The sequence below is a fragment of the Pedobacter sp. UYP1 genome (assembly GCF_040547305.1).
In the GTDB taxonomy this organism is placed as follows: Bacteria; Bacteroidota; Bacteroidia; order Sphingobacteriales; family Sphingobacteriaceae; genus Pedobacter.
In genome coordinates, this window is record NZ_JBEPPL010000001.1 from 147,363 (window position 1) to 172,738 (window position 25,376).

General features: G+C 37.7%; 20 protein-coding genes and 1 tRNA gene. 8 read left to right on the forward strand and 13 right to left on the reverse strand.

Annotated features, from left to right (window positions below):
• Positions 1-184 precede the first annotated feature (184 nt).
• Positions 185-751, forward strand: coding sequence for a hypothetical protein (locus tag ABIB30_RS00650; protein WP_354298811.1), 567 nt, complete (start codon positions 185-187; stop codon positions 749-751).
• A gap of 493 nt (positions 752-1,244) precedes the next feature.
• Here ABIB30_RS00650 and ABIB30_RS00655 read toward each other — a convergent pair whose 3' ends face one another.
• Entirely contained in the window at positions 1,245-3,443 is a 2,199-nt protein-coding gene (locus tag ABIB30_RS00655; protein ID WP_354298812.1) for a tetratricopeptide repeat protein, read from the reverse strand.
• 261 nt (positions 3,444-3,704) lie between these two features.
• A complete protein-coding gene (locus ABIB30_RS00660) occupies positions 3,705-4,226 on the reverse strand; it encodes a GNAT family N-acetyltransferase (RefSeq protein WP_354298813.1) in 522 nt (173 codons plus the stop codon).
• Positions 4,227-4,393: 167 nt separating this feature from the next.
• On the opposite strand from ABIB30_RS00660, the gene ABIB30_RS00665 reads away from it, so the two are divergent.
• The 5 genes from ABIB30_RS00665 (at position 4,394) to ABIB30_RS00685 (ending at position 10,535) form a co-directional block, all read left to right on the forward strand.
• Positions 4,394-5,599: a DUF2252 domain-containing protein gene (locus ABIB30_RS00665; RefSeq protein ID WP_354298814.1), complete on the forward strand. Its 1,206-nt coding sequence runs from the start codon at positions 4,394-4,396 to the stop codon at positions 5,597-5,599.
• Positions 5,600-5,658: 59 nt separating this feature from the next.
• A complete protein-coding gene (locus ABIB30_RS00670; RefSeq protein ID WP_354298815.1) occupies positions 5,659-8,256 on the forward strand; it encodes an ATP-binding protein in 2,598 nt (865 codons plus the stop codon).
• A 178-nt stretch (positions 8,257-8,434) separates the two neighbouring features.
• On the forward strand, positions 8,435-9,316 hold the full coding sequence (locus tag ABIB30_RS00675) for a helix-turn-helix domain-containing protein (RefSeq protein WP_354298816.1): 882 nt from the start codon (positions 8,435-8,437) through the stop codon (positions 9,314-9,316).
• A gap of 152 nt (positions 9,317-9,468) precedes the next feature.
• Complete coding sequence (locus tag ABIB30_RS00680) at positions 9,469-9,909, forward strand: Rossmann-fold NAD(P)-binding domain-containing protein (protein ID WP_354298817.1); 441 nt, start codon at positions 9,469-9,471, stop codon at positions 9,907-9,909.
• Complete coding sequence (locus tag ABIB30_RS00685; RefSeq protein ID WP_354298818.1) at positions 9,876-10,535, forward strand: FAD-dependent monooxygenase; 660 nt, start codon at positions 9,876-9,878, stop codon at positions 10,533-10,535. The genes ABIB30_RS00680 and ABIB30_RS00685 overlap by 34 nt, the downstream gene beginning before the upstream one ends.
• 295 nt (positions 10,536-10,830) lie before the next feature.
• Here the strand turns inward: ABIB30_RS00685 and ABIB30_RS00690 are convergent, their stop codons facing one another.
• On the reverse strand, positions 10,831-11,685 hold the full coding sequence (locus ABIB30_RS00690) for an enoyl-CoA hydratase/isomerase family protein (RefSeq protein ID WP_354298819.1): 855 nt from the start codon (positions 11,683-11,685) through the stop codon (positions 10,831-10,833).
• Positions 11,686-11,786: 101 nt separating this feature from the next.
• Between ABIB30_RS00690 and ABIB30_RS00695 the strand changes: the two genes are divergently transcribed.
• Positions 11,787-12,176: a winged helix-turn-helix transcriptional regulator gene (locus tag ABIB30_RS00695; RefSeq protein WP_354298820.1), complete on the forward strand. Its 390-nt coding sequence runs from the start codon at positions 11,787-11,789 to the stop codon at positions 12,174-12,176.
• An 89-nt stretch (positions 12,177-12,265) separates the two neighbouring features.
• Here the strand turns inward: ABIB30_RS00695 and ABIB30_RS00700 are convergent.
• Positions 12,266-12,339, reverse strand: a tRNA-Arg gene (locus ABIB30_RS00700).
• Between the two features lie 182 nt (positions 12,340-12,521).
• On the reverse strand, positions 12,522-12,890 hold the full coding sequence (locus ABIB30_RS00705) for a YccF domain-containing protein (RefSeq protein ID WP_354298821.1): 369 nt from the start codon (positions 12,888-12,890) through the stop codon (positions 12,522-12,524).
• Between the two features lie 134 nt (positions 12,891-13,024).
• Between ABIB30_RS00705 and ABIB30_RS00710 the strand changes: the two genes are divergently transcribed.
• Complete coding sequence (locus tag ABIB30_RS00710; protein WP_354298822.1) at positions 13,025-13,618, forward strand: LURP-one-related family protein; 594 nt, start codon at positions 13,025-13,027, stop codon at positions 13,616-13,618.
• A 9-nt stretch (positions 13,619-13,627) separates the two neighbouring features.
• Here ABIB30_RS00710 and ABIB30_RS00715 read toward each other — a convergent pair whose 3' ends face one another.
• From ABIB30_RS00715 to ABIB30_RS00750, 8 genes are all read right to left on the reverse strand, one after another.
• A complete protein-coding gene (locus tag ABIB30_RS00715; RefSeq protein WP_354298823.1) occupies positions 13,628-15,055 on the reverse strand; it encodes a hypothetical protein in 1,428 nt (475 codons plus the stop codon).
• Positions 15,056-15,076: 21 nt separating this feature from the next.
• Complete coding sequence (locus tag ABIB30_RS00720; RefSeq protein ID WP_354298824.1) at positions 15,077-15,625, reverse strand: MepB family protein; 549 nt, start codon at positions 15,623-15,625, stop codon at positions 15,077-15,079.
• A 6-nt stretch (positions 15,626-15,631) separates the two neighbouring features.
• Positions 15,632-16,972, reverse strand: a complete 1,341-nt coding sequence (locus ABIB30_RS00725) for a TIGR00341 family protein (protein WP_354298825.1) — start codon at positions 16,970-16,972, stop codon at positions 15,632-15,634.
• Between the two features lie 251 nt (positions 16,973-17,223).
• Positions 17,224-19,104, reverse strand: coding sequence for a sensor histidine kinase (locus ABIB30_RS00730; protein WP_354298826.1), 1,881 nt, complete (start codon positions 19,102-19,104; stop codon positions 17,224-17,226).
• A gap of 92 nt (positions 19,105-19,196) precedes the next feature.
• Positions 19,197-19,403, reverse strand: a complete 207-nt coding sequence (locus tag ABIB30_RS00735) for a YdeI/OmpD-associated family protein (RefSeq protein ID WP_354298827.1) — start codon at positions 19,401-19,403, stop codon at positions 19,197-19,199.
• A 39-nt stretch (positions 19,404-19,442) separates the two neighbouring features.
• Entirely contained in the window at positions 19,443-19,955 is a 513-nt protein-coding gene (locus ABIB30_RS00740) for a hypothetical protein (RefSeq protein WP_354298828.1), read from the reverse strand.
• Positions 19,931-22,498, reverse strand: coding sequence for an excinuclease ABC subunit UvrA (uvrA, locus tag ABIB30_RS00745; protein WP_354298829.1), 2,568 nt, complete (start codon positions 22,496-22,498; stop codon positions 19,931-19,933). The genes ABIB30_RS00740 and uvrA overlap by 25 nt, the downstream gene beginning before the upstream one ends.
• Before the next feature lie 56 nt (positions 22,499-22,554).
• On the reverse strand, positions 22,555-24,987 hold the full coding sequence (locus tag ABIB30_RS00750; RefSeq protein ID WP_354298830.1) for an outer membrane beta-barrel protein: 2,433 nt from the start codon (positions 24,985-24,987) through the stop codon (positions 22,555-22,557).
• Positions 24,988-25,376: the final 389 nt, after the last annotated feature.

Here is a 25,376-nt window from a genome sequence, read left to right on the forward strand (position 1 = left end):
CAAGTTCCTATAAACTTCACTCATAATTTTCAATCCTTGAATAAGCTCTTCCTTATTCAAGGACCCATAACCAAGCCTGATATAAGCTGAAGGTTGGTTATTTAAGTAAAAACTGCCAGGCGGAACAATTTGGACTATATCCCATTTAACCCCTATCTTTCGCCTTTTAATTAAAATATATAAAATGAAGAAATTAATTCCTGTTGCTACGCTGTGTATCGCCCTATTTTTTGTTTCCTGTAATAATATGGTCAGTACATCAATTGATATAGATAGTCCTTTTGAGACAGTAACTGTGAAAAATGAATATGAAATTAAAGTGCCGGTGGGTATTACAGAAGTAGCACCAGAAGAAGCCTGGTATTCATACGAAGGTAAGGATGAAACCAAAACGTTTATCATAAAGGGCGAAACCATTAAAAAAGAAGGTTACGAAAAAAGACGAAAAGAAGAAGGTACACTAAACAAATTTCCATATGGACTAAAAGGGTGCACTGATTATAACTTTGATTTTTACAGCCGACAGGCAAAAGATGCTAAAGAAACGACTGTTGTAATTGATACAATGATTAATTCGTATCCTGCAAAAGTTTATAAATTCAGTACAAAAGCATTAGCTGTAGATATGCAGATCATGGCAGCTTATCTTGAAGGCAAGGATAAACGAATCCAGAGAATTATCGTGGCTTACCCGGTAAATGCTGTTAACGGAGCTAAAGCTGCAGAAAAAATCATTTACTCTTTTAAATAATTAAATCAGCTTCAGGAGGCAAAAGAACGGTAATTCTTTTGCCTCAATATGGTAATACCCTCATGATTTGAATCAGGAAATCATTGCTTGATTTAGAAAGTAGTTTTTGCTCATATAACGGTGGAAGTAATTGTAACGAAGCACCGGGTTTACACCAGTTTTTATATTGTAGTGCCCAGTCCTTTTCCATTTCCCCTTCTGTATAGACAATGGAAATGTTTTTTACACCTGCATGATAGAGGTATTTGTTAACTATGGCAGGTCCGCCTGCTACTTTGGTATATAAAAATCACAGGCATTGTTATCACTTTTCGAAACCGCATAAGTCGGCAGACCTGACAAGTTATATCGAGGTCCTGATTAGGTAAATCTCTGATCATCGGGCTCCACTGTAAATCTGTTTATGAAGATTAGTATAAGCAAAAAAAAACCACTAAGGGGCTTAATTAATATTTCGTTAATGCGCAATGAAACTTAGTTAGGTAAGTCTTTTTTAGGATTTAAAAAAAGAAAACAATCCTTTTTTCCACTCCTTCTTCCTTTTAAGCGCTTCTTCGTTAGCCGGGTAAGCTTCGAGAATATTTTTAATATTTTCTAAGGCTTCTCCTTTAGATCCTGTGGCATGTAACGCATCTGCATATTGTAATTTCACTTTTAAAAGTTCATCATCCCAAGCCCATCCATTCCTGATATAACATAATATGGCCTGGTAAGCCACATCATTGCAATTATCCCATTTATTTAAGATGAAATAACAATCAGTAAGATGAAGATAAGCTCTGCTCAATTCGTACTCATTATCTGGATAAACTATTTTTAGTGGTGCAATTAAAGCTTTCAGATCTTCAATTGCTTTTTCGTAATTACCTAGATTCATGTGAGATAATCCGCGCATATAATGGATTTTGCAACGTGAAGTATCTTGTATTGCTTCCTTCTTGACTGATTGATAGTTATCTGCACAAGCAATACACTGGCTATAATCTTTAATGATATAATATTCCTGCATCAGCATAAACCACGCAGAATTATCGTCAGGATTTTTAACCAGCTCATTTTGCCATGCTTTAATCGCATCTTCCGGGCTTCCTTTACTTAATAGATCATGGCGGACATTTTGAATGATAATATATTGCTCACTTAGCTCGAAGAGCTGAGCTTCTGTGAGCTCTTTCTTGTTGATTTCCAGAAAAGAGTCGTATTCTTCAGTTATCGCATCTAAGATTTCATAAGTTTTCTCATTACGACCTAGTTTATAAGTCATATCCAGAATCTCAGCTTTGATCCTCAGGTAATCTGAAAAAGACAGATAATCACTACTATAGTTTGCTGCTACTTGGTATATCTCTATCGCCTCTTCATATTTTTCCAGCCCTTTAAGCGCTGTTCCCCAGCTATTCAACTGCTCCCAAAAAGGAGAAAGAGAGTAACCAATAGCATGTACTTCAGCAGCTTTTTCATAAGCGCCGATTTCAGAAAGTGCTATTCCGTAATTATTACAGCACATCGCAAAAGTATGGATCTCGTTTGCTAAACTTTCACCAGTATTATTGTAGAAATATTCATAAAAGCCCTGATAGGAAACCTCATAAAACTTGACTTTGATTTCCTGTAATTCCTCAGAAAGTTCTTCAGTCCAGATATTTGGGATAGACTCGTAATAAAAATCACAACCTGCGGCATAATAGGCTTCAGGAGAATCTGCGGGTAAAGATTCGATGTCTGGTAATTGCCCTGTAACACGACAATTAGCGTCAACATAACGGCGCAGTCCGCGCGCCAGCCCTCCTATTTCTAAACTCTTTTTCAGGTAGGGTAATGCCTCTGCATACTTCTTTTCATCAAACAAAAATGTACCTGCAAAATGATATGGAATATCCCAATCAGGATAAACTTTCATATAACTAAGAGAAAGACTTAGTATTTCGATCGAATCTGCCTTTAAATGTTCAGAAAACCTTCTTAAAGCTAGTATTAAACTGTATACCAAAAGTTTATTCAGTTTGCTTTTTGCGCTTAAGTCGTTAATTCTGTGGTAAAGATCAATCAGCTCTTGGTTGGGCTGCTCATCGCTGTACGTAAAGGCCATAAAAGCAGCTTCACCCGCCAGTTCTAATCGCTGGTAATCTAAGGCAAGTAAAGCAACTGCATTATGTGTCAGATAATTTTGATGAGGATACGCCTTACCTTCTCTGAAGGTTTGAAACACTTGTAGCGCATCTTCTTTATGCCACAGATAAATATTCGTCTTTTCCAGATAAAGCAGGCTTAATTCCTTATCAAGAATACTTCTGTTGTTAGGATATAGTGCTTTATAATGTGCAATCATTAAATCTATATCTTCCAATACAAACTCCATATTTCCCAGGATAAAATTAACCTGACGGCGATAGCCGATTGCTTTTAGCCTGGTATCTTCGTTTTCTGAAAAGGCAAGGATATCACAATAAACCTGTGCTTCTGGTAAATTATCCTGCGTCACAAAAATATTGATGTAAGCAGCGTATAACATTGCTTCTTCATGGGTAGGCTGAAGTTTCAAAACGTATTCAAAACTATGATATGCAGTTGTATATAGTGACATATCATTTAGGTCAGGATCAAAAGTCTGACTAGCTAATTGATATTCGCATCTGGCTTTGAGCAGCAGCCCTTCAATACTATCAGGATTCACCAGGAGAAAAGGGTTCAAAGATTCAATGCATATTGAAAATTCACCTTGATTATAAAGGGATTGTAAGTCTTGTATAGTGGTCATATATATTTTATCCAGTACTACGGCTATGTTGAGTGGCTAACATGATAGCGCAATTTAGCGGCAAATATAAGATTACACGAAATAAAGAGACTTGTTTAGCTTAATTTTTTTTTAAAAATATAAAAGCAGAGTCACCACTTTACTCTGGAAAGATATATCGGATAGGACTTTAGCGTATCCCAATAAGGCCAAAAGCTAAAAATGGATTTTCTTTTCCATTTCAATCAGGATGATTTCCTTTAAAGGTTTGCCATATTTATGATATTCCACAGGAAAAGGGAATTTTCTGCCAGTAGTAACATACCCCCTCCTTTTATACCATGCAATAAGTTCTGTTCTGTCTTCAATCACGGTTATATTGATTTTATTGCAATTGAGTTGTCTGGCATGTTCTTCAGCATCTTGTAACAACAATCTTCCTATACCGCCATCCTGAGATTCGGGGTTAACTGCAAGCATACCTAAATAAAGATTTTCTTCTTTTTGCTCTAAGTAAACGCAACCAATCAGCTGATTGTCCGGGTTGGTATACTTTAAAACATAAATAGCTTGATTTGTAAGGTAATCCGCTAGTATTTCTTCATCTATACGGATCTCCCCTGATAATAAAAGAATTTCAGATGTCCATCCTTTAATAGAGGTTTCACCGCGATAAGTAGTATTGACCAAGTTTAATAGCGCTGATAAATCGGAAATTGAAGCTTTTGAAATTGACATAAACTAATAAAAAAAACGAAGGTAGCAGAAATAGGGTTACTTAATTATAACAGTTAATAATAAAATTGTACAGAACCGCACTGAAATTAAAACCATTTATGTTGTTATGGGTTATAGCGCCAATCTAATTCGCTTAATATGAAATTTAATAATACTATTGACCAGATATGAGTTTATCGGAACGAATTATAACCTCTAATAAGGGCATGCTTGCTGAGATGGTACAGCTCAAATATCAGGCAATGACTGAAAGTGCCTTTCGTTTTTTCAGAGGGACCTGTGAGATTTTTTATCAAGATCTTTCATTGTGGAAAGCAATGCCGAAATCTCCTTTAAGCTGGATATGTGGCGACCTGCATGTAGAGAATTTTGGGAGTTATAAGGCTGACGATGGTCAAGTGTATTTTGACCTGAATGACTTTGATGAAGCGTTGCTCGCTCCTGTTGCATTTGAATTGGTCAGAATGCTGACTAGTATTTTCCTTTGTTTTGACTTTTTAGAACTGGAAGATCTGAAAGCAATGAATATGGCAAATGTCTTTTTGAAAAATTACAGTGCAGTTTTAGCCCGGGGAAAAGCGCTTGCTATTGAACCCAGAATTGCAAAAGGTATCATTTGTACATTTTTGATGGCCGTCTCTAAACGGAAGCAGAGCCGTTTACTCGACAAACGTACTGAAGTTAGAAAACGGAAGCTGGTACTTTCCCTGGAAGATGAAAGACATTTTGAGCTGGATAAAGACCTGAAGAAAGATTTAGTGGAACACTTGACAGACTGGATCAATAACCATAGTAGAAGTCCTTATAATTATAAAGTACGTGATGTCGTTTTTCGTCTTGCCGGCACTGGAAGCGTGGGTACTAAACGCTATATGTTCTTACTGGAAAACGCGCTAAAGAAAGGGGAATATTTGATTGTGGATATGAAGGAGTCGCAGCCGAGTGCACTTACCCCTTACGTTAAGGTTTCACAGCCTGGGTGGGAAACTGAAGCTGAACGTGTAGTTTTTGCACAGGAACTTTCCCAGCATATACCTTGTTCACTACTGAGTCATACTGTTTTTAAGGGTGATGCTTTTGTTGTCAAAGAAATGCAGCCTGCCGAAGATAAGATTAAGTTTAGATTAATCCAGGATCAATACAGAGATATCTTTCAGGTTATTGATGATATGGCGGCGTTGACTGCTTCGGCTCATATCAGAAGTTCAGGTAGAAAGGGTTCAGCCATTGCTGATGAACTTATTGAATTTGGTAAAAGTACAGAATGGCAGGAAAAACTGATTGACTATGCGTTTAAATATGCACAAAAGGTGAAGAAGGATTTCAAGATATTTAAGACTGGATTTGATTCGGGTATCTATGCTAATAGTTAATTATTATTCTGCAAATAATTTATATTTGCAAACTTTCTTAACCTCTTTATAAGGATCGAATGATTGAAAATACCTTCGGAATGAATATCATTCCGGATAATGATTCCGAAAGGCTTCTGGCACTTAAACGATACAGGATTATGGATAGCCCTTCTGAGGCTTCCTTCGATAATATTGCCCGTTTATGTACACAGATATTTAATGTTCCTATTTCTTTAGTATCTCTGGTTGATGCTGAACGTGTTTTCTTCAAGGCTAATGTAGGGATGGGAAAAGCCAAAGAGTCGAACCGTGGCAAGAGCCTTTGTGCGCTGGCTGTTTTAAATCCTGAGCTTACTATTTTTGAAGATGCTTTAAAAGAACCTTGTCTGATTGCAAACCCTAATGTTGCCGGTGAATTTGGCCTGAGATTTTATGCCGGAGCACCATTGATCACGCATGATGGATTTCTGATCGGAACTTTATGTATTATTGATCAACAGCCCCGTACATTTTATGAAAAGGAGGAATTGATTTTAAAAGGACTGGCGGCTGCAGTTATGGATCAGCTGGAATTGAGATTGTCTGCTTTGGAAGAGATTGAAAAGAAGCAACTTGTTAATGATGAATTAATGCAGCATCGGGAAGAGATGCAAAGTATCAATGAAGAACTTACGGTAATTAATGAAGAGCTAAACGAGTCCAGAGAATATCTGCAGTTGCTGAATGAAAATGTGACAAAGAGTGAGAACCGTTTTCGTGAGCTCATTGCGCAGGCTCCGGTTGCGATTTCCATTTATAGCGGCCCCGATTTGATCATCGAACAGGCTAATGCTTTTATGCTTGATATGCTGGGCAGAACTGCTGAAATTATCGGAAAACCTTTGTTGGTAGCAAGACCAGAGCTGATTGCCCATCCTTATTTGAAAGTAATCAGAGGCGTGCTGGAATCAGGTGAAGATCATATTGGACTGGGTGTCAAAGCGCCTGTACTAGCCAGGGGGTTAGTGGAGGAGAGATATTTTGATGTTACTTATAAGGCGCTTAAAGATGAATCAGGCCGGGTTACCGGAGTGATCGTTGTAGGTACTGATGTCAGTGAAAAAATAGCAAGCCGTGCTCGGGAAACAGAAATGAATGAAGAGCTAGCAGTAATGAATGAGGAATTAACCGCTTCAAATGAAGATTTGATTAGTTCTCAGGATTACCTGATAGAAGTAAACGGGTACCTGAACAGAAGTGAATCCAGGTTCCGTGGGATATTACAGCAGGCAACTGCGGGTATTATGGTTTGTAATGGCAGATCAATGGTTATTGAGTCCGTAAATGACGCCATGCTTGATATTATCAGCAAATCGGCAGCTATAGTTCACAAGCGGTTTGCTGATGCTATTCCGGAATTAGAGGGACAACCTTTTCTAAAGCTGCTTGATGATGTATATACGAGTGGAATAACTCACGTTTTTAATGAGACCAAAGCCGTTGTAAACCGGAATGGCCATCTTGTTGAAGGCTATTTTAATATATCTTATCAGGCAATTAAGGATGATAAGGAAGCGATTACCGGTGTTCTGATTGTGGCTACTGATGTAACCCAACAGGTTAATTCAAAGAAAGAGGTGCAGAAAGCGGAGGATATGCTTCGTTTTTCTGTTGAAGCGGCAAATATTGGGACTTTTGTAATCAACCAGACTACCCGTGTTATGGTATCCTCTCCCCGCTTAAAAGAAATCTTTGGATATTATCCTGAGGAGGAAATGCCTTATGATGCCTCAGTTGTTCAAATCTCTGAAGAACACAGAGAACGGGTAATAGCTGCTGTAGAAGCTGCATTTGCTAAGGGCGAAGATTATTTTATAGAGTATTCATTAACTGGATTTCATGATCAGCAGTTACGCTGGGTAAGAGCAGTTGGCAAACTCAATCAATATACTGCCGATGGAGAGGTCTACTTTTCTGGGGCAATTATTGATATCACTGAGCAAAAGCAGGACGAGCAGCGTAAAAATGATTTTATTTCTATGGTAAGCCATGAGCTTAAAACTCCGTTGACCTCGCTCAAAGGATATCTGCAGATTTTGGAGCAAAGGGCTAAAAAAGCTCAGGAAAGTACCGCGATAATGATGCATGATAAGGCAAATAGCCAGGTTAAAAAAATGATTACGATGATCAATGGGTTTTTAAATGTCTCCCGCTTAGATTCTGGTAAGATTCATATCGAGAAACGGAATTTTGATATCGCCTCTCTTTTTAAGGAGGCAGATGAAGAAGCGCATTCTACGATATTTAGCCACCGGGTTATTTTCATTGAGCCCGAATCAGCAATTTTAAATGCTGACCGTGATAAAGTAGGACAGGTTATACACAATTATGTAAGCAATGCTGTGAAATATTCACCGGAAGGAAGCGTGGTTCTGGTCAGTAGCAAAATCACAAATGGAGAGCTATTGATTGAGGTTAAGGATCAGGGACGGGGAATTAAGGCTCAGGATAAGGATAAACTGTTCGATCGTTTTTATAGGGTCTTGAATGATGATATTGTCTCAGGCTTTGGTATTGGCCTTTATTTATGTGCCGAGATTATAGACAGGCATCAAGGAAAAATCGGGGTGGAAAGCGAATTCGGGGAAGGCAGTACTTTTTGGTTTAGCTTACCGGTAGCTATGGCTTCTGTATAGTGTAAAACATGCTTTTCTGATTCCATAGATCTGGCTTAAAAAAAGAAAGCGGAAATGATCAATGACCATTTCCGCTTATCTAAATTAACGCTCTCACCTACTAAAGCGTCAAACAAATGGAAATATTGTATGGCAATGAAAAAATATTTTAAGATCTTTCCATTTGAATGAAAAGAAGATGCGTAAGAAAAATAAATCCGTTCCTGTAAATACGATGTTTGATGATTTTGACGAAGGTATCGCCATTGAAACGATGTCTTTTGAAGATTTATCTATTTGGGACGACGCAACGCTAAAAGAGTTTGAAGTTGCAAAACAATCGCATCGGGAAGACCGCCATTCATTCTTCCTGCTTGAAAAAGGAACAGTGCACATTGAAATTGATTTTCAGGAATATAAAATTAACCACTCTTCTATCATCTATGTTCACCCCGATCAGGTACATCGTATTCTGGCCATGGAAAATGTCGTAGTGAGCAGCTGGGCAATGAATAATGAAAGCCTGAATCCGGAGTACCTGAAATTACTGGAAGATATCACTCCGGCAAAACCGTTAGTATTAAAAGAAGAAGAGTTTTCAATTGTTTCTGAAACGGTATCAATTGCAATCAGATATTCTAAACGGAAAACTGACAAATTATACCATTCGTTATTGAAAGATAGTTGTAATGCATTGGCCGCATTTGTTATTTCACAGTATTTAGAATTAACTAAATCAACAGACAAAGCTTCAAGATTTGAAATTATTACCAAAGCTTTCAGGGAAATGCTGGAGCTTAATTATATCAATCTCAAACGCCCGGCAGATTATGCTCAAAAACTGCATCTTTCCATACCCTACCTGAACGAATGTGTTAAACATGCAGCTGGTTATTCTGTTTCAAATCACATACAGCAGCGCATTATTTTAGAGGCAAAACGGTTGCTGTATTATTCTGATCAATCTGTAAAAGAAATTGCGACAGCATTAGGCTATGATGATTACCCCTATTTTTCAAGGTTGTTTACCAAAGTTACGGGAATGACTGCTCTAGCGTTCCGCAATAAAAAACGCGATTAGTCCAATACTTACTTTGTATTGCTATTCTGTATCCTTCTGCTACGATGTTCCTTTGCAGAGTCAAATAAACTCGTATAAAAAATGGAACCATTACAAGAAAAAAAGTACTCGTTTCGGGTGCAAGTTTTGCCAGACTTTCAACCGCTTACTGGATGAATAAATTGGGTTACAAAGTAGCCGTTGTTGAAATTGCAAATGAACTTCGAAAGGGCGGCACGCCTGTCGATATTCGCGAAAACACTGTAGCTATCGTAAAGAATATGGAGATTTTCGAGCAAATTAAATCCAACAGATTAAATATGGAAGCGATGGAATTTAAAAACTCCGATGATGTTACCGAAGGTTCAATACCGATGAAAAAAGAAGGTGAATATGCCGTGGACGATGAATGCGAAATTGAACGGGATATATTGCTGAATATTTTATTCAATACCATCAAACATGAAGTTGAATTTATTTTCAACAATAGCATCACTGCTATCAGCGAAACAAAAGATGCGATACAAAAGATGCGATACAAGTTGCCTTTAAAAATGGCCCGGAGCGCTCATTTGACTTATTGTTTGGCTGCGATGGTTTACATTCGACAGTAAGGAAAATTTGGTTTGGTGAGGATGATGAATACTCACATTTTCTTAATCAGTATTTTTCTATAAGCATCTTAAACAAATTGCTGATCAAACCAAACACCTCACAAATGTATAATGAGCCGGATAAAGCTATTATGCTGAATGCCTATAATAACAAGACCGATATTATTTTTTGTTTCTATTCAGAAAAGGAGATTTTTTATGATTATCGGAATGAGCAACAGCAAAGAGAGATCATTTTGCATCAGTTTGCCGGACAAAGCTGGAGAACTCCAGAATTATTGGAAGAAGTGAAGAACACGAAAACTTTTTACTTTGATAAACTCAGTCAAATAAAGATGCCATCCTGGACAAAAGGCAGGGTCGCTTTGGTGGGCGATGCGGGTTATTGTGCTTCGCCTGCTGCTGGAATGGGTGGTTCGCTGGCAATTAATGGAGCTTCTGCATTAGCTGATGCTATGCAGAAGCACAGCGGAAATTTTGAGTTGGCGTTTCAGGATTATAATATAAATTTACGTTCGTTTATCGAGGAAGTTCAAGCTAATGCTGTAAGATTTGGATTAGAGGTGATGGTTTCAAGAACCGAAGAAGCTATTCGTAAAAGGAATGCACTAGAAGTACCCTTTTAATATTGTTTACGATAAGTTACAGGATTTAAACTTCGATTTCATGTTTGTTATTTTATGCTGCAAAATTACCTGGCAATGGCTGTTGGCGGGTTATACATATCGCTGAATATCGGATACATATTTTTCCAGTACAGTATGCTCACCAGTCTGGCAAGGAACAATGCTTTCTGAACAAAAACCGGATATCTGTTGTATATACTAAAGGCAGCGTTATAACGCTGCCTTTAGTATATACAACAGGGGCTTACATCGAATATTTTGTGCATGATTGTGCCAAAATATCTGATGGAATTATTTATTTCAAAGCTCTAAGAAGCTCTTCGAGCTCTAATTCACCCGCTACTGTCTGTGCCCCATTTTGTATGGCTCCGGTCATAATCCGTGCTGTTTCCGGATTAGAAACCAATGCAGCCCAACCATCATTTTCCAATTGAAAACCTGGTACGTTTCTGACCGGTGACAATACCCTTTTTGTTGTTTCTATTACACCTTCAGGTAAGTTTGCGATATTTTGAGCAAGGTGATCTACAAATGTGTCTATTTCCGCATCAGGTATGGCACGATTAATCCAGCCATAACGTTCGGCAGTAGCAGCGTCGAATAAATCGGCACCTAAAATAACTTCTAAAGCCCGGCCACGCGTCATTTTCGAAGAAAGATATTGTGTAGCTCCACCTCCGGGAATAATACCCATCAGCGCTTCACATTGAGCCAATTTTCCTTTTTCCAAAGAGGCAAAGCTCATATCAGCAGCTGCAACAAATTCGGCACCACCACCACGTGCTATACCTTTCAATTTTACGATTGTTATTTGAGGTTGTTCTCTGAGCATTTCGCCAACTGCCTGGAAGATGTTTAGCCCTTCTGGTGCAGCTTTACCTAATTCTTCTAATATAGCCTGTTCTCCTAAAATATTGATATCTACATGAGCGATAAAAAAATCAGGATTTATACTGTCGAATATGACCACTTTAACGTTCTTATCAGTAGATAATTCCTTGAGTAAATGTTTCAATTCTTTTATCAGCTTTCCACTCAATGCGTTTACAGGGGCATTGTCTAAGGTTATATTAGCTATACCTTTTTTTATGTTTAAATGTAACATTTGATAGGCATTCTCTTTAAATTTCACTGTGTTAATCTGAGTCATTTTTTTATTGTTAAGATTCTTGTTCCTATTTTTATGGATACCTTAGTAAAGGTAAAATCTGCATTTTTAATTTTTGAAAATGCTATAACAGACTATAGCACATGGCAGGTGAAGAAAATAAAGAGAAACCGTATATCTGTACGGTTAAAAACCAGGAAGAAATCAAGTATGCCCAGGATGCACTTTATGTATTAAGTGGCAAATGGCGTATGCCTATCATCGTAGCTTTATATAATGGTTTACGTCGTTATCGTGACATCGCACGAAATATACCAGGTATAACATTTACTATGCTCTCCAGGGATTTGCAATCGATGGAACTCAACAAATTGGTAATTAGAATTGAAGATCCTGACTTTCCGAAAACTGTAGAATATATGTTAACGGATTATTGCAAGTCTTTGTACCCCATTGTGGAAAGTTTGATAGATTGGGGAAAACAACATCGACAAGTTATCAGAATGGTAAATCCGACAGAAATAGGAATATAATTGAATACAATTATATTTAATGTTAAAAGTTACAATTAGTGATGTTTTAATAAAAAAAGCCCCTAACAATTAAGTTAAGAGCTTTTGAGTACACCCAATAGGATTCGAACCTATGACCTACGGTTTAGAAAACCGTTGCTCTATCCAGCTGAGCTATGGATGCATTCCTTCTTAAGGGTCGCAAGGATAGGAGAAAAAATCAGAAGTCGCAAATCTGAATTGCATTTTTCTGCTGTAAAAAACCTAACTACTTTGCAATCAGGCAGAATAATTTTACTGTTTTCCGTTCCTCCCCGCTCATTTTTAATATAATCTTTTATCAGGATTAATATCGATTAATTGATACTAACTGATCGATTTTCCAAATGGTGAAAATGCAAGGTTCATTAGTTTGAAATGTTGTCTTCCGAATGGAATGCCTACAATAGTAATACATAAAAGTATTCCAAAGAATAAGTGTGTAAGTGCAATCCACACGCCACCGCAAAAGAACCAGATAATATTCATAACGGTTGATAAGCAACCTGTGTTTGATGAGGTATCTGTGATTTTAACTCCAAATGGCGCCAGACCGACAATGGCAAATTTAAAACACTGGAGTCCAAAAGGGATTCCAATAATGGTAAGGCAAAGAATCAGCCCTCCTATGATGTATTCGAAAAAGATAAATATCCCACCGAAAATAATCCATATTATATTGCCTAAAAAGTTCATATTGTGTGCTTTTGTATTTTGTAATTAAGATAAGAAATTGTCAGATTAGTTACAATCTAAGTGATAATTATTGTTGTTAATTATAAACTTCCAATTATTTAATACAAATTTGCCGATCATTATTAACGCAGATTATGAGTAAAACTAATTTCTTTAACGGCCATGATTATTTTATTGATGAAAAAGTGCATTTTTTCAAGTTCGCGAACGTTTACAATATATTCAATGAAACTGGTGAAAACATTGGTGCAGTCAGACAAACCTTATCTTTTGGACAAAAAGTTCTGACACTTTTGATCGGTAAACCAGCTTTACCTTTTAAATTGGAAATTGTAAACAATGAAGACGAAGTTCAAGCTACAATATCCAGAGGCTGGACATTTTTTATGTCAAAAATCATAGTGAGTGATCCTGATGGAAATGAGCTGGCTTCTATTCAGCAGAAGTTCAAATTATTTAAACCAACTTTCAGGATTTTAGATAATTCAGGACAGTTGATCGCTGAGATCAAAGGAGATTGGAAAGCCTGGGCATTCCAGATCAAAGATGATAAGGAAATTGAAATAGGTACAATCAGTAAAAAATGGGCTGGTGCAATGCGGGAAATCTTTACGAAGGCCGATAAATATAACGTACATATTGATCCAAATTATACAGAAAGCAAAAATAAAGTTGCTATTTTATCAGCAGCAATTACGATTGATATGGTGTTAAAGAATCAAAAATAGGCGCTCAGCCTATTTTTGATAATATTCATAACTAAACTTCATCATTTCTGTACCGGGCACAGACTCCAATATTGTTTGTTTGCCATCTTCAGAAAGTTTTTGTCCTACGGTTACACTTCTTGATGGCAGTCCATTCTCCAGTTTGAAAATTACCTGTTGTCTGCTCGATCCAACCGTCTTTTCTGAAACTAGAAGTCCTTCTGCATTCAGACCATAAGTTTCTATCAAAACATCATTCTTTCCAATACCCTCGTTAAAAAATTCACTTTCTGTACTTACTGGTAACTCCCATTTTGTTTTGCTGGCTTGAGTAAGTACAGGCTCTACCCCTTCCTGATTTGCTGTAGTAGATAAAAATCCAAGCAGATCTTCATGAAGTTCTTTCAGTTGAGAAACCAGTCTAATTCCTTTATTGGGTTGATTAACTATACTTTTATTAAAAATGATCAAATCTTTGCTTATAGGATTAACTTCGGCCTTTAAATAGGTTTTTGTCTTGAAAAGCATTTCTCCTTTTAGCAGATATTCATCGATTCTTTGGTCACCGGTAACTAAAACCGTATCTCCTGAATAGTGAAACTCCAATTGCGGCTGTATTGAACTACTCACCATTTTGAATGGTGCACCGTCCTTATAACTTAAAGAGATGTTGTTACGTGCGGTTCGATAATCGGTCCATTGCCCTTGGGCATTAAACTCAATTTCCACATCTTTAAAGCTGCTATGAGGAATCTTAATACTTACTTTTTTAACTCCCTTAAAGTCGAAAAATTGCACGGGTAGAAAACGATCTGTATAAGCTAATTCAAAGGCTAGGTTTGTAGCTTGTACAGCAGTTATCTTTGTAGGGCGGAAAATTGTTTTGTAACGCGCTACCTGAGCCGAATCCTGTTCATATTTTACAACATAAGCTGAACGGAACTTCTCTTTTCGCTGCACAGCAACTATCTCAGTGATCTTGTGCATTGTGATAATATTCACTAGTTTATCTCTTGATTTTCCACTCCAATAAATAATCCCCTCGTGCTGCTCGTTTAAATTTAAAAGATTGATGTCTTCAATAGCATTGTTCTGTTTTTTGATATAGGTTGGACGAAACAGATATTCATAATCGAACTGAGCTGCAGGATAATGTTTTTTAAGTTCATTCCATTCTCGTTGTGCATAAGGTGAACTACTTATTTGATAACGCAGATTCTCGTCAGAAGAGGTTAAATCAGCCTCTTTAAGCTGCATTACTCTATAAACTTCGTCCGCCAGCGAATAAAACCTGCGGATGTTATATAATAGGATTGTCGGTTTACCCGTTTTTAAGACTATTGTGTCACAGCTTGTACAAATACGATTACCTTGTTCGTCGATTTTTATCGTGGCTTCCTGAGCACTGATTTGACTTGTAATCAACATCAATACTGCGCCCACTAATAACTTTTTCATCTTTCTGATCTTCAATTCTTATTAGATATTTATGTCTTTATATAATGTATTCGTCCTGATAAGGTCTATCGGCAGACCCGCCCCCATTTCTAAAAAATAAGCAAGCTGCCATTGCTGGGTTTTTTGAGCCTGCCTACTGTATATCATATCCCAAGGTGGATATACCCTGATCGCACGCTTACCTTCTCTGATCATAGTCGATACTATCCCCCTATCTTGCAGGATTGCTTTTGGAAAGATAAACTGACCGAAACGATCTCCTTGGCGGGTACCAACAATAAACAGATCAACGTCATCTGTATAATCAAATGGCTGAACAGGCCCATTTCCGGTTTTCTTCCATAAAGTAACAAACTGGCCAACTTTTGTTGGCGTAACCTTAGCTATCCGATACTGAACAGCCAGATTTTTAACATTAAAGGTGTAAGCACAATAATCTGCACTTTGGGCGGCGGGAACAGGCGATGAATACTTAAAATTACAGGGCTTATAAATCAGCTCTTGAGCCGTAAGAAGATCTGATGGAAAACCATTTTGGTCAACCCGGATTTTTGTATTTTTTAACAGCATGAATACTTATTTAATGATAACCTGGACAGAATCGACCTGTAACCTGCTCTTTAACCATTTTCCTAATTTGATTTGTTCTGCCAGACTTGTTTTTTTAGCAAAACTAGCTACCATAATAGTTAACGTATCAGTAACTGCAATATCCAGTTTGTGAAGCACAACATTTGATAACGCGTAAGACTTCATATCTGGATACAATGCCCTTAATTCCTGATCTATGATAGGCAAGGGTTTATCTAATAAAGCGATGCTGCTGTTTTGAATGACAGAATCTTTTTTAAAAACATCTTCCAGGATACTGGCTTTAATTTGAGAAAAGTCAATTTCCTGTTTAGCATTTAATCCCTGGCGGATCTGAAGTTTAGTGTTTTTTAATTTATACTTAACCAGTAGATTATTGATAGAATCAATGGCTGTTTTTGGTAATTCATAGCCGATCAGGAGCAAGTCAATTTCATTTCCCTTGGTATTGTATTTGAAATTTTTGTTGACTACCTGTGTGTTCTTAAATTGGAATTGTTCGTTGACGAATTTTTGAGCATTATTCTCAAAAATACTTTTATCGACGATTCCGTAAGCAAGGTAGATACTAGGAACAACTGCTACAGTAACAGTTATTAAAATATAGCGGGAAACTTTCCTTTCATAGTTTTTGTCTTCGAAATACTTCTTTTTAAACCTCAGAAAACGAACGATAAGAAATGTACTGATACAAATAAAGACACTATTAATAAAATACAAATAGATAGCACCCATAAAAAAGTATAGATTACCTGTAGCAAGACCAAAACCTGCGGTACACAGTGGAGGCATTAGTGCTGTTGCAATGGCTACACCAGGAATAACATTACTTTTTTCTTTTCTTGTTCCAGCTACTATACCCGCCAGACCACCAAAAAACGCTATAAATACATCCCATATGGAAGGAGTTGTCCTGGCTAGTAATTCGCTCTGCGCATCATGTAATGGGGTGATGTAAAAATAGATAGTCGAGGCGACAATACTAATTAAAGTAGCTATCAAAAGGTTTCTCAGACCTTTTTTTACCAGCTCAAAATCATTGGTTCCAATACCCAGCCCAATTCCCATAATAGGTCCCATTAACGGGGAGATGAGCATAGCACCAATAATGACAGCTGTTGAATTGACATTCAAACCAATAGAGGCAATGAAAATAGCAAAGATCAGTGTCCACAGATTTGCACCTACAAAATCTGAATTCTTTTTAATGGAAAGCACGACATCATCTTCATCTGCTTTATCCAAATGAAGATTAAACCTTTTGTGTATGGAAAGTTTAATGATTCGGAATAGCTTATTCTGCTGTTTTTGAGTAGGTTCTGCCATTGTGAATTTTTGTAGGAGATGAACAATGCTGTAAAACGCCAATATAAGTATTGAAAAGGGTTATTATATTATTTGTTCGCGTTTTCACCAATGCATATATCTTGATGAAATTAATTCTTGATCTAGATGTATTGATATCTTAATGTGATTTGTTAAGCGATTTAAAATAGAAATAATTCACAATGACAAATGAGTTTTCAGAAATTGCACATCAAAGGTCAAATATTTTAAATTAACTTCAAGTTAGGTGTTTACGCCAAATCTTTTGGCATCCCCGAGATATAAAAAGTAGTTCCATCTCCTATTTTACTCGTTGCCCATATTTTTACGCCCATCAACAGCGCCATTTCATAAGAAATACTTAAAGCAAGGCCCGCGCCCTGATCATTTGTATTTTCCCAGTCGCTCGCATTTGATTTGAAAAGCTGATCTACTTTATCCTGGCTCATTCCTGCGCCCTGATCTTTGATGGCAATCACCATATGCTGCTCTTCTAAATAACATGAGATATGAATAGTTCCTGCTGTTGGTGAATATTTCGTCGCATTGTTCAGCACATTCCGAATGATAAAAAGTAACATATGCCGATGTGCGAGTATTTCGGTTTGCCCTGGGATATCTACGACCAACTTGATGTTTTTCTTTGCCTGGGCTATTTTAAAGAAAGAATTTGCTTCAGGAATAAGTTCCTTCAACAGAAGTGACTCAGGTTGATATTTAAAGCCACTTTTTTGAGATTTAATCCATTCCAATAACCCGTCCATAAAAGAAAGGCTTTTTTGTGAAGTTTCACTCAATTCTGCCATAATCTCCAGTTTCTCCTGTTCGGTTAACAAATCGACGTCAGTATTAAAAACGCTGGAAAGCATAACGATCGTGCTAAAAGGTTGTCTGATATCGTGTGCAATTACAGAAATCAGCATCGTATTGAAATGGTTGGTTTGCTGCAGCTCTGTATTTTGTTTTAATGCAACTTCATGTAACTCATGCTGGACTTTTCCATATTCTCTTTTGATCCTCAAGGAGCGGTAAATCAAAAATAGCATAGCCACACTTAAGGTAAACAAGCATCCTAATAATGCGATTATTTTAAGGTTTGAATTCTCTTTTAATCTGAGCTGTTTATTCTCATTCTCATTCAAGGCAAAGTTCATGTAATTATAACCAGACTTATTGGTCACTTTACTAATAATATCACGTTTAGCAAGTAACAAGGACATATAATAATAAGCACTGTCCATCTGGTTATGTGATTTGTAAAAATCGTACAGCCTTTCTGCAAATACCAGGTAAAGTTCCGGATATCCATATTTTCTGGAAGTATCCAGACCTTTTTTATAATAATCAAGCCCCATCTCTGTGTTCTCAGAATCAAGGAAAGTATCGCCTAAACCTATATAGGCCTCTACCTTTGTATTCTGAAGTCCTAAACTGTCTGCCTTGTGCAGTATTTTGGTCTGTACAGCAATCCCTTTTTGTCTTTCTCCAGCATTGTAAAGCTGCATTCCCCTGGCGCCTTCATAAAACAAGAGTAATCTTTCATCTTTGTATTTTTCAGCTATTGTGCGGCCTTCCTGAAGTAATTGAGCTAATTTTTTTTGACTAAGATTTTGATCAACAGACATGATATTGCTGATAATCAGTGCGCGGACCGAATCATGTTTTAAAGATTTACTCTTGTCATAAGCCTGGTAAATATACCGCAAGGCTGCTTTTTGATCTTTGTCTACATCCATCAGCAAACCAATATTCATAAGTACCTGGCATACATTTTCCTGGTCATTAATTGATTTGTAAATCCTTAATGCTTCATTGAAATATTTTGCGGAAAGATAATTATTGACCGAAACATTGGCTATAGCTTCGCAATTCGATGCATCTGCTATACCCTTGTTATAATTGAGTCTGATAGCTATTGCCTTAGCTTTTTGCGCATAAAATTTACAGGAATCACGATAATTCATATGAGATAACATCGCTATCCGGTTCATTACATCTACATATCTTATACTGTCTTTAATTAACGGCAGGCCCGATTCAAGTCTGTTGATTTGGTGTGTCTGAGAAAATACATGGGTATAATTGAATAAGGAAATACTAAGCAGAAATAAGAAAACGAAATGTTTAAACATAGGATAGACAGTGGGTTGCTCGATTAAAAACTCACTTATCCATGGGGGAATCAAATATCCGGCCATGTTTAAAATCAAGTATTTATCAACTATTAGTGATTGGCTTTTATATTTCTTTCTGCAAGTTCAACGGTATGCACTATTCTTTTTTCTCTTGTTGCTGTTTTTTTTGCTTTCAGGATCCATTCCAGTATGATTCTTTTAGAAGAAGCTGAAAATGATTGAAAGTTTTTATAAGCGGTTTCTTTCTGATCAAATAGTTTTTGCAAATCTTCGGGTATCCTGATGTTTGTTTCCATTTGAATTGATTTATTGGAGATTTGATTCATTTTTTAAAATTAGAGTACTACTCCTTCTTGTATAGGTATTTCATTTCGCTGGATAAAAGCATGAAATACAGGATTAAATTCCATCAGCTGACTTTCACATTTCTTGTCTACAGACATGTTTATACTATGAAAACTGTAACCATTCTTAACAGTGAAAATATAGGACAGATATTGTATTTTTATAAAAGCAATTGCACTTGCAGGATACTTTTTAATTATCTTTTTGCTTTCGATACTGGTAATCGTTAAATAATCAGTGTATAAACTTAAAAGGCCGTAATGTGCAAATTTCCTGATTAATATCCAGGCAATAATTACCCAGGGAATAATCAATACTATCATTATAGTAACAATTGATATCTGAGCAAGGTTTATCCCGATTAATTCTTCTATCTGATTTTGATACTCAAAAGATAAGATCAGCGTAGCCACAAATCCAATAAATAGGAATACGCCTGCAAACAGCGTTTTACCCATCGGAAGTGGTAATCTCATTCTTATAGTGGCATCGGGCTTTTCCATGTGCGTTCAGGATTAAAAAATTTATTCAAGTAAGGTGCAGTACGACTATTTTTTGACTTCGCTACCAATACGGGAGGACCGGAAGCTACGACCATTCCTCCTTTTTCACCAGCTTCAGGACCAATATCAATCACCCAGTCGCTCGCTGCAATCACATGCATATCATGTTCTACCACAACAACTGTATTTCCCTGTTCTACAAGTTTATCCAGCTGTACCATTAATTTTTCTACATCAGATGGATGCAGGCCTGTAGTCGGCTCATCCAGAACATAGAGTGTATTGCCATGCTGAACGCGCTGGAGTTCGGTAGCGAGCTTAATTCGCTGTGCCTCCCCACCAGAAAGTTCTGTTGCCGGTTGCCCCAGCCTCAAATAACCCAGACCAACCTGCTTCACCACATCCAATGCGCGGAATACCTGCGGTTCTGAACTAAAAAACTCACAGGCGGCAGCTACAGTCATCCCTAAAACATCTGCAATGTTCTTTTCTTTATATTTGATTTCCAGCGTCTTAGGGTTATATCTCGTGCCCTTGCAAGTTGGACAAGGTGCGTATACGCTGGGTAAAAACAACAATTCCACCATTACAAAGCCTTCTCCTTCACAATGCGGACAGCGGCCTTTAACTACATTGAAAGAGAACCGTCCTGCATCGTAACGCCGGCTTTTAGCCATTTCAGTCGCTGCAAAAAGCTTCCTGACCTGGTCAAATAATCCAGTATAAGTGGCCAGGTTTGATCTTGGTGTTCTGCCTATCGGTTTTTGATCTACACGTACCAGGCGCTTAATCGCGTCCATTCCTTCCGTTATTTTCCCATCTTTAGTCAACACTTTGTCGAGTTCCAGTGTTTCAGTTTCTTCTGCTGAAGCAGTAAGTAGCTCTGCCTCCAGACCCAGTCTGCCTGCAACCAGTTCGACCAGGGCCTGGCTCACTAAACTGCTCTTTCCAGAGCCTGAAATTCCTGTTACACTAGTAAATACACCAAGCGGAAAAGAAACAGCTAAGTTATTCAGGTTGTTACGGGTAACGTTTTCTAAACGAAGCCATGCTTTAGGTGTTCTCGTTTTTTCGGGGAGAATAGACTGTGCTCCAAATATATAATTTCTGGTCAGTGAATTTTCAATTTTGCTGAGTCCTTCAGGTGGGCCGCTATATAATACATGGCCTCCTTTTTCTCCCGCAAAGGGCCCTACGTCTACAATCCAATCGGCATGACGGATCACATCAACCTCGTGTTCTACCACAAAAAGCGAATTTCCTGAATTCTTTAACCTGTCCAGTGCCCGAAGCAATGCTTCAGTATCTGCAGGATGTAAACCTGCAGAGGGTTCATCTAATACATAAACGACCCCGAAAAGATTAGACCGCACTTGTGTTGCCAACCTCAAACGTTGTAATTCTCCTGGTGAAAGTGTGGGTGTACTCCTTTCCAGATTCAGGTACCCAAGACCCAGATCAAGCATCACACCGATACGCGCAACCAAATCCTGGGCAATCCGCTGAGTAACCATCGCTTTTTCGGGATGCGCTTTCTCTGTCTTGGTTAAAGGTGTGGTTTTCTCTTCCGTATAAGAAATGAAAATGTCATTTAAGCGGGACAGTGTTACTCTTGACATTTCTGCAATATCCAGCCCTGCAAATTTTACAGCGAGCGACTCCTGGCGTAAACGTTTACCGTTACATAATGGACACTCCCCGCTCAGCATATATTTTGATACCCGCTTTTTCATCAGCTGACTCTGCGTATTGGCAAAGGTATGGAGCACATATTTTTTAGCACCAGTGAAAGTCCCCATGTAACTTGGTTCCAGCTTTTTTTGGAGAGCTTCTTTGACCTGTGCCGGATTAAATCCGGCGTAAACAGGAACTATCGGTTTCTCTTCCGTAAAAAGAATCCAATCCCGTTGTTTTTGCGGAAGCTCACGCCATGGAATATCGACATCATAACCTAATGTGGTGAGGATATCCCTGAAATTCTGTCCTAACCAGGCAGTTGGCCATGCTGCAATAGCACGCTCCCGGATCGTAAGAGAATCATCAGGAACCATAGATTGCTCCGTGACTTCGTAAACTCTCCCTAAACCGTGGCACTCCGGACAAGCACCTTCGGGCGTATTCGGAGAAAATGCTTCTGCATAACTGATAGATTGTCCATCAGGGTACTCTCCTGCGCGGGAATACAGCATCCTTAATAAATTCGACAAGGTAGTAACGCTGCCTACAGAAGAGCGCGTGGTACCAGACCCGCGTTGCTGTTGTAAAGCAATGGCTGGTGGTAAACCTTCTATTTCGTCCACTTCCGGAATAGCCATCTGGTTAAATAATCGTCTGGCATACGGAGATACCGATTCCAAATAGCGGCGCTGTGCTTCAGCGTATAACGTGCCGAAAGCTAAAGAGGACTTGCCAGAACCAGAAACACCCGTGAATACAACTAATGCATCACGGGGAATTTCCAGGTCTATATTTTTGAGATTATGTTCGCGGGCTCCACGTACTTTGACGAAGCCTGTAAATGTTTGTTTTTTCTGATTTGTCATTTGAGTATTCCATACCATAACAGCCAAGCCAGAGAATTGATTTAAATTTATAGCAATTAACTGCCAGAGGTGCTGCTTTTCTTCACATCACTGTTATCAATACCACGCTGATTTTTTTTAATTGCATCCTTTAATTTTCCGAAACGCCAGTTTAAACTTACATTAAAGGAGCGGTTATAATTCTGTGAACGATAGTTTTGCGTGAAGTTAGCGCCCTGTGTAGAGGTCGTATAGTATCTGAATTTCGAAAAGACATTATTTACGCCTGCAGAAAGTGTAAGTTTATCTTTGATGATTTCTTTACTTCCGCTAAAAGATGAGAAGAAGAAGGAACTGGTCTGCCCTTGTAATTGTATCTCTGGTGCTTCAAAAGTGGCGCTTGCATTGGCTTTCCATCCATGCTCAAATTTATAGCCAGTATTGATATATGCACGTCCTGTTAAGCCGTCATTTTTAGTCAGCTGCCCATCAATAGCACCCTGAATCCAGATGTAACCAATATTTCCATTCATTGCAACGTTCCATTTTGGCGTAATCGGGTAATTAATATTCAGGTTGGTACTTAACGCTTTATCTTTACCTATATTAAAAAATGTAGATCTTGTAATCTTATCCTCTTCATTGTAGACTGCAACATTCTGTATCGTGTTATTTGCAAATCTGTAACTTAACCCCACATTTATTGATCCTTTTTTAAACTTGCTATAAGTAAGTTCAAAATTATTACTCAATACAGCTTTCAGATCAGGATTACCAGTTGTCCAGAAATTAGGATTAGAACGATCTACAAAGGGATTTAAATTGTCAATACCTGGTCTCTCTATTCTTTGCGTATAGCCAAAATTCAGACTACTCATATCTTTGAACTTGCGGTTAACCGATAAAGTGGGGATCAGATTGAAATAGTTCGTATTTACATTAGACCCTGCACTGATAAAGTCTGCTTTTACAAAGGTACCTTCTGCACGTATTCCAGCTTTAAAACCCCATTCTTTCAGGTTATAAGCGTAGGAATTATAAGCGCCAATCACATCCTGGTCATTGTTGAATTTATTTGTACGTGCAGGATCAGTTTGAAATTCTCCGGTAGCGTCATTCAGGCTTTCATATTCGAAATTGCTTTTGTTTGTTCTCAATATCCCTTTAATCCCGCCTTCAACAGTAATGCTTTTCAAAGGATGTATATAATCCAGCTGCAAGGTTTGCTCTTTGGTACGGCTATTGTTTTTCTGGTTGAAGTCAGGATCAGTAAAATTTGCTCTGTCCACAAAAGTCAGGTGGTTCTCTAATGGATTTCCTGAATTTCCATTTTTATAAGAAAAAGTCAGCAGGCGATCTTTATGGCCTTTAAAACCTAACTGGTAGTTTAGGGTTGCATCAAAACCATTCCATCCGAATCTATTTCTGCCTAACTGGTTATAGCCAATGTTTTTGTTCCCATCTGTCAAACTGAATAATTGGCTGGTATAGGATTTATTATAGCCTCCATAAGGATTCAATTCCATGGTGACTAAGTTTAACGTATCAATTTCATAACTTAATTCTACACCGCCATATCGGTAATTGTTATCAAATCTGCGTGTACCATTACTAATTAAGGTGGTTGGTAAATCTCCGGTGGTCGTTCTGATTGTAGAGGATTCCGTTTGTGGTGAACTGTAAAAACCAGTCCCTCCATAAGCTGTCATCCCAAATTTACCTTGCTTAACAGTGACGAAACCTCCCATTCCAGGTCCACCAACCGGCCCCTGATAACGCAGGTTCAGGCTCCCGTTATAGCCATTGTCAATTTTCTTTGAAGTAATGATATTGATGATACCTGATAAGCCTTCACTATCATATTTGGCAGGCGGTGTGGTAATCACCTCTATTCTAAGAATAGAGGAGGCTGGCATACTGCGCAATACATCCTTAGGACTTCTGGCTACCATAGTAGAAGGCTTGCCATTGATCAGTATTTTGTAATTACCGCTTCCCTTTAATTTGATATTATCATCAGCATCTAAGGATAACAATGGTACTTTGCGCATCATATCCAGTACAGTAAGTCCTTTACTCTCTGGATCTGCCTGGATATCATAACTAATCCGGTCAATTTCCTGTTTAATCAACGGCCGGTCTGCGGTAACAGAAACTTCCTTTAGATTATTTGATTGGGAAACCATGAGTATGCTTCCTAAATCGGTTGCACCGTTCGTAAGGCTTACTGAAACGTTTTTAGCATTATAGCCAATTGCGATTGCGGTTACGGTATATTGACCAGGCGCTATCTTCTCAAAGCTAAAATTCCCGGAAGCATTAACAACCATGGTTTTAATTACAACATTATCCCTTTTAAGGGCAATAGTCATGAAGTCAATAGGCTTGTTCGTGGCAGAATCAATTACCGAACCTTTAATAGTACCTGCTGGAGATTGCGCAGCAACAGGGAATGTAAAAAAAATGGAGAGGCAGAATAAAAATAATAAGGTTGCGTAGTTTTTGGTCATTTGGTTTTTAGGTTGGTAATTTGATCATAAGACGCAGGCATATTTCATTTGTTGCAAGCGTTGTGTAATAAACTTGTTTCCAGGCAAATTTTATTCTACAAGAGAATGTCAAGTTAAATATTAAAATATAATAAGCTTTTTAAGCTAAATAAATAATGATTTAATGGATAATATTTGTTTAATAAAAGGTTTAATTATTTTTCATAGTGTAAAATAAACGCAATTATATAGAATGTTTAAAACCTTGTTTCCATAAAAGGAAAGAAATTATATTTAACAATAAATACAGTTAATATACTAATAAGCTTATTTTTTATTAAATATTAAATTAATTAGCAAAATATTGTAAAAGAATGTATTATATTGTAACTACATTTTATCCAGGTTAC

Excerpts from the sequence above, each read along its gene's own strand:
- ABIB30_RS00650 (WP_354298811.1), top strand. The coding sequence starts at position 185 with ATGAAGAAATTAATTCCTGTTGCTACGCTGTGTATCGCCCTATTTTTT.
- ABIB30_RS00660 (WP_354298813.1), bottom strand. The coding sequence starts at position 4,226 with ATGTCAATTTCAAAAGCTTCAATTTCCGATTTATCAGCGCTATTAAAC.
- ABIB30_RS00665 (WP_354298814.1), top strand. The coding sequence starts at position 4,394 with ATGAGTTTATCGGAACGAATTATAACCTCTAATAAGGGCATGCTTGCT.
- ABIB30_RS00670 (WP_354298815.1), top strand. The coding sequence starts at position 5,659 with ATGATTGAAAATACCTTCGGAATGAATATCATTCCGGATAATGATTCC.
- ABIB30_RS00675 (WP_354298816.1), top strand. The coding sequence starts at position 8,435 with ATGCGTAAGAAAAATAAATCCGTTCCTGTAAATACGATGTTTGATGAT.
- ABIB30_RS00680 (WP_354298817.1), top strand. The coding sequence starts at position 9,469 with ATGAATAAATTGGGTTACAAAGTAGCCGTTGTTGAAATTGCAAATGAA.
- ABIB30_RS00690 (WP_354298819.1), bottom strand. The coding sequence starts at position 11,685 with ATGACTCAGATTAACACAGTGAAATTTAAAGAGAATGCCTATCAAATG.
- ABIB30_RS00695 (WP_354298820.1), top strand. The coding sequence starts at position 11,787 with ATGGCAGGTGAAGAAAATAAAGAGAAACCGTATATCTGTACGGTTAAA.
- ABIB30_RS00705 (WP_354298821.1), bottom strand. The coding sequence starts at position 12,890 with ATGAACTTTTTAGGCAATATAATATGGATTATTTTCGGTGGGATATTT.
- ABIB30_RS00710 (WP_354298822.1), top strand. The coding sequence starts at position 13,025 with ATGAGTAAAACTAATTTCTTTAACGGCCATGATTATTTTATTGATGAA.
- ABIB30_RS00715 (WP_354298823.1), bottom strand. The coding sequence starts at position 15,055 with ATGAAAAAGTTATTAGTGGGCGCAGTATTGATGTTGATTACAAGTCAA.
- ABIB30_RS00720 (WP_354298824.1), bottom strand. The coding sequence starts at position 15,625 with ATGCTGTTAAAAAATACAAAAATCCGGGTTGACCAAAATGGTTTTCCA.
- ABIB30_RS00725 (WP_354298825.1), bottom strand. The coding sequence starts at position 16,972 with ATGGCAGAACCTACTCAAAAACAGCAGAATAAGCTATTCCGAATCATT.
- ABIB30_RS00730 (WP_354298826.1), bottom strand. The coding sequence starts at position 19,104 with ATGTTTAAACATTTCGTTTTCTTATTTCTGCTTAGTATTTCCTTATTC.
- ABIB30_RS00735 (WP_354298827.1), bottom strand. The coding sequence starts at position 19,403 with ATGGAAACAAACATCAGGATACCCGAAGATTTGCAAAAACTATTTGAT.
- ABIB30_RS00740 (WP_354298828.1), bottom strand. The coding sequence starts at position 19,955 with ATGGAAAAGCCCGATGCCACTATAAGAATGAGATTACCACTTCCGATG.
- uvrA (WP_354298829.1), bottom strand. The coding sequence starts at position 22,498 with ATGACAAATCAGAAAAAACAAACATTTACAGGCTTCGTCAAAGTACGT.
- ABIB30_RS00750 (WP_354298830.1), bottom strand. The coding sequence starts at position 24,987 with ATGACCAAAAACTACGCAACCTTATTATTTTTATTCTGCCTCTCCATT.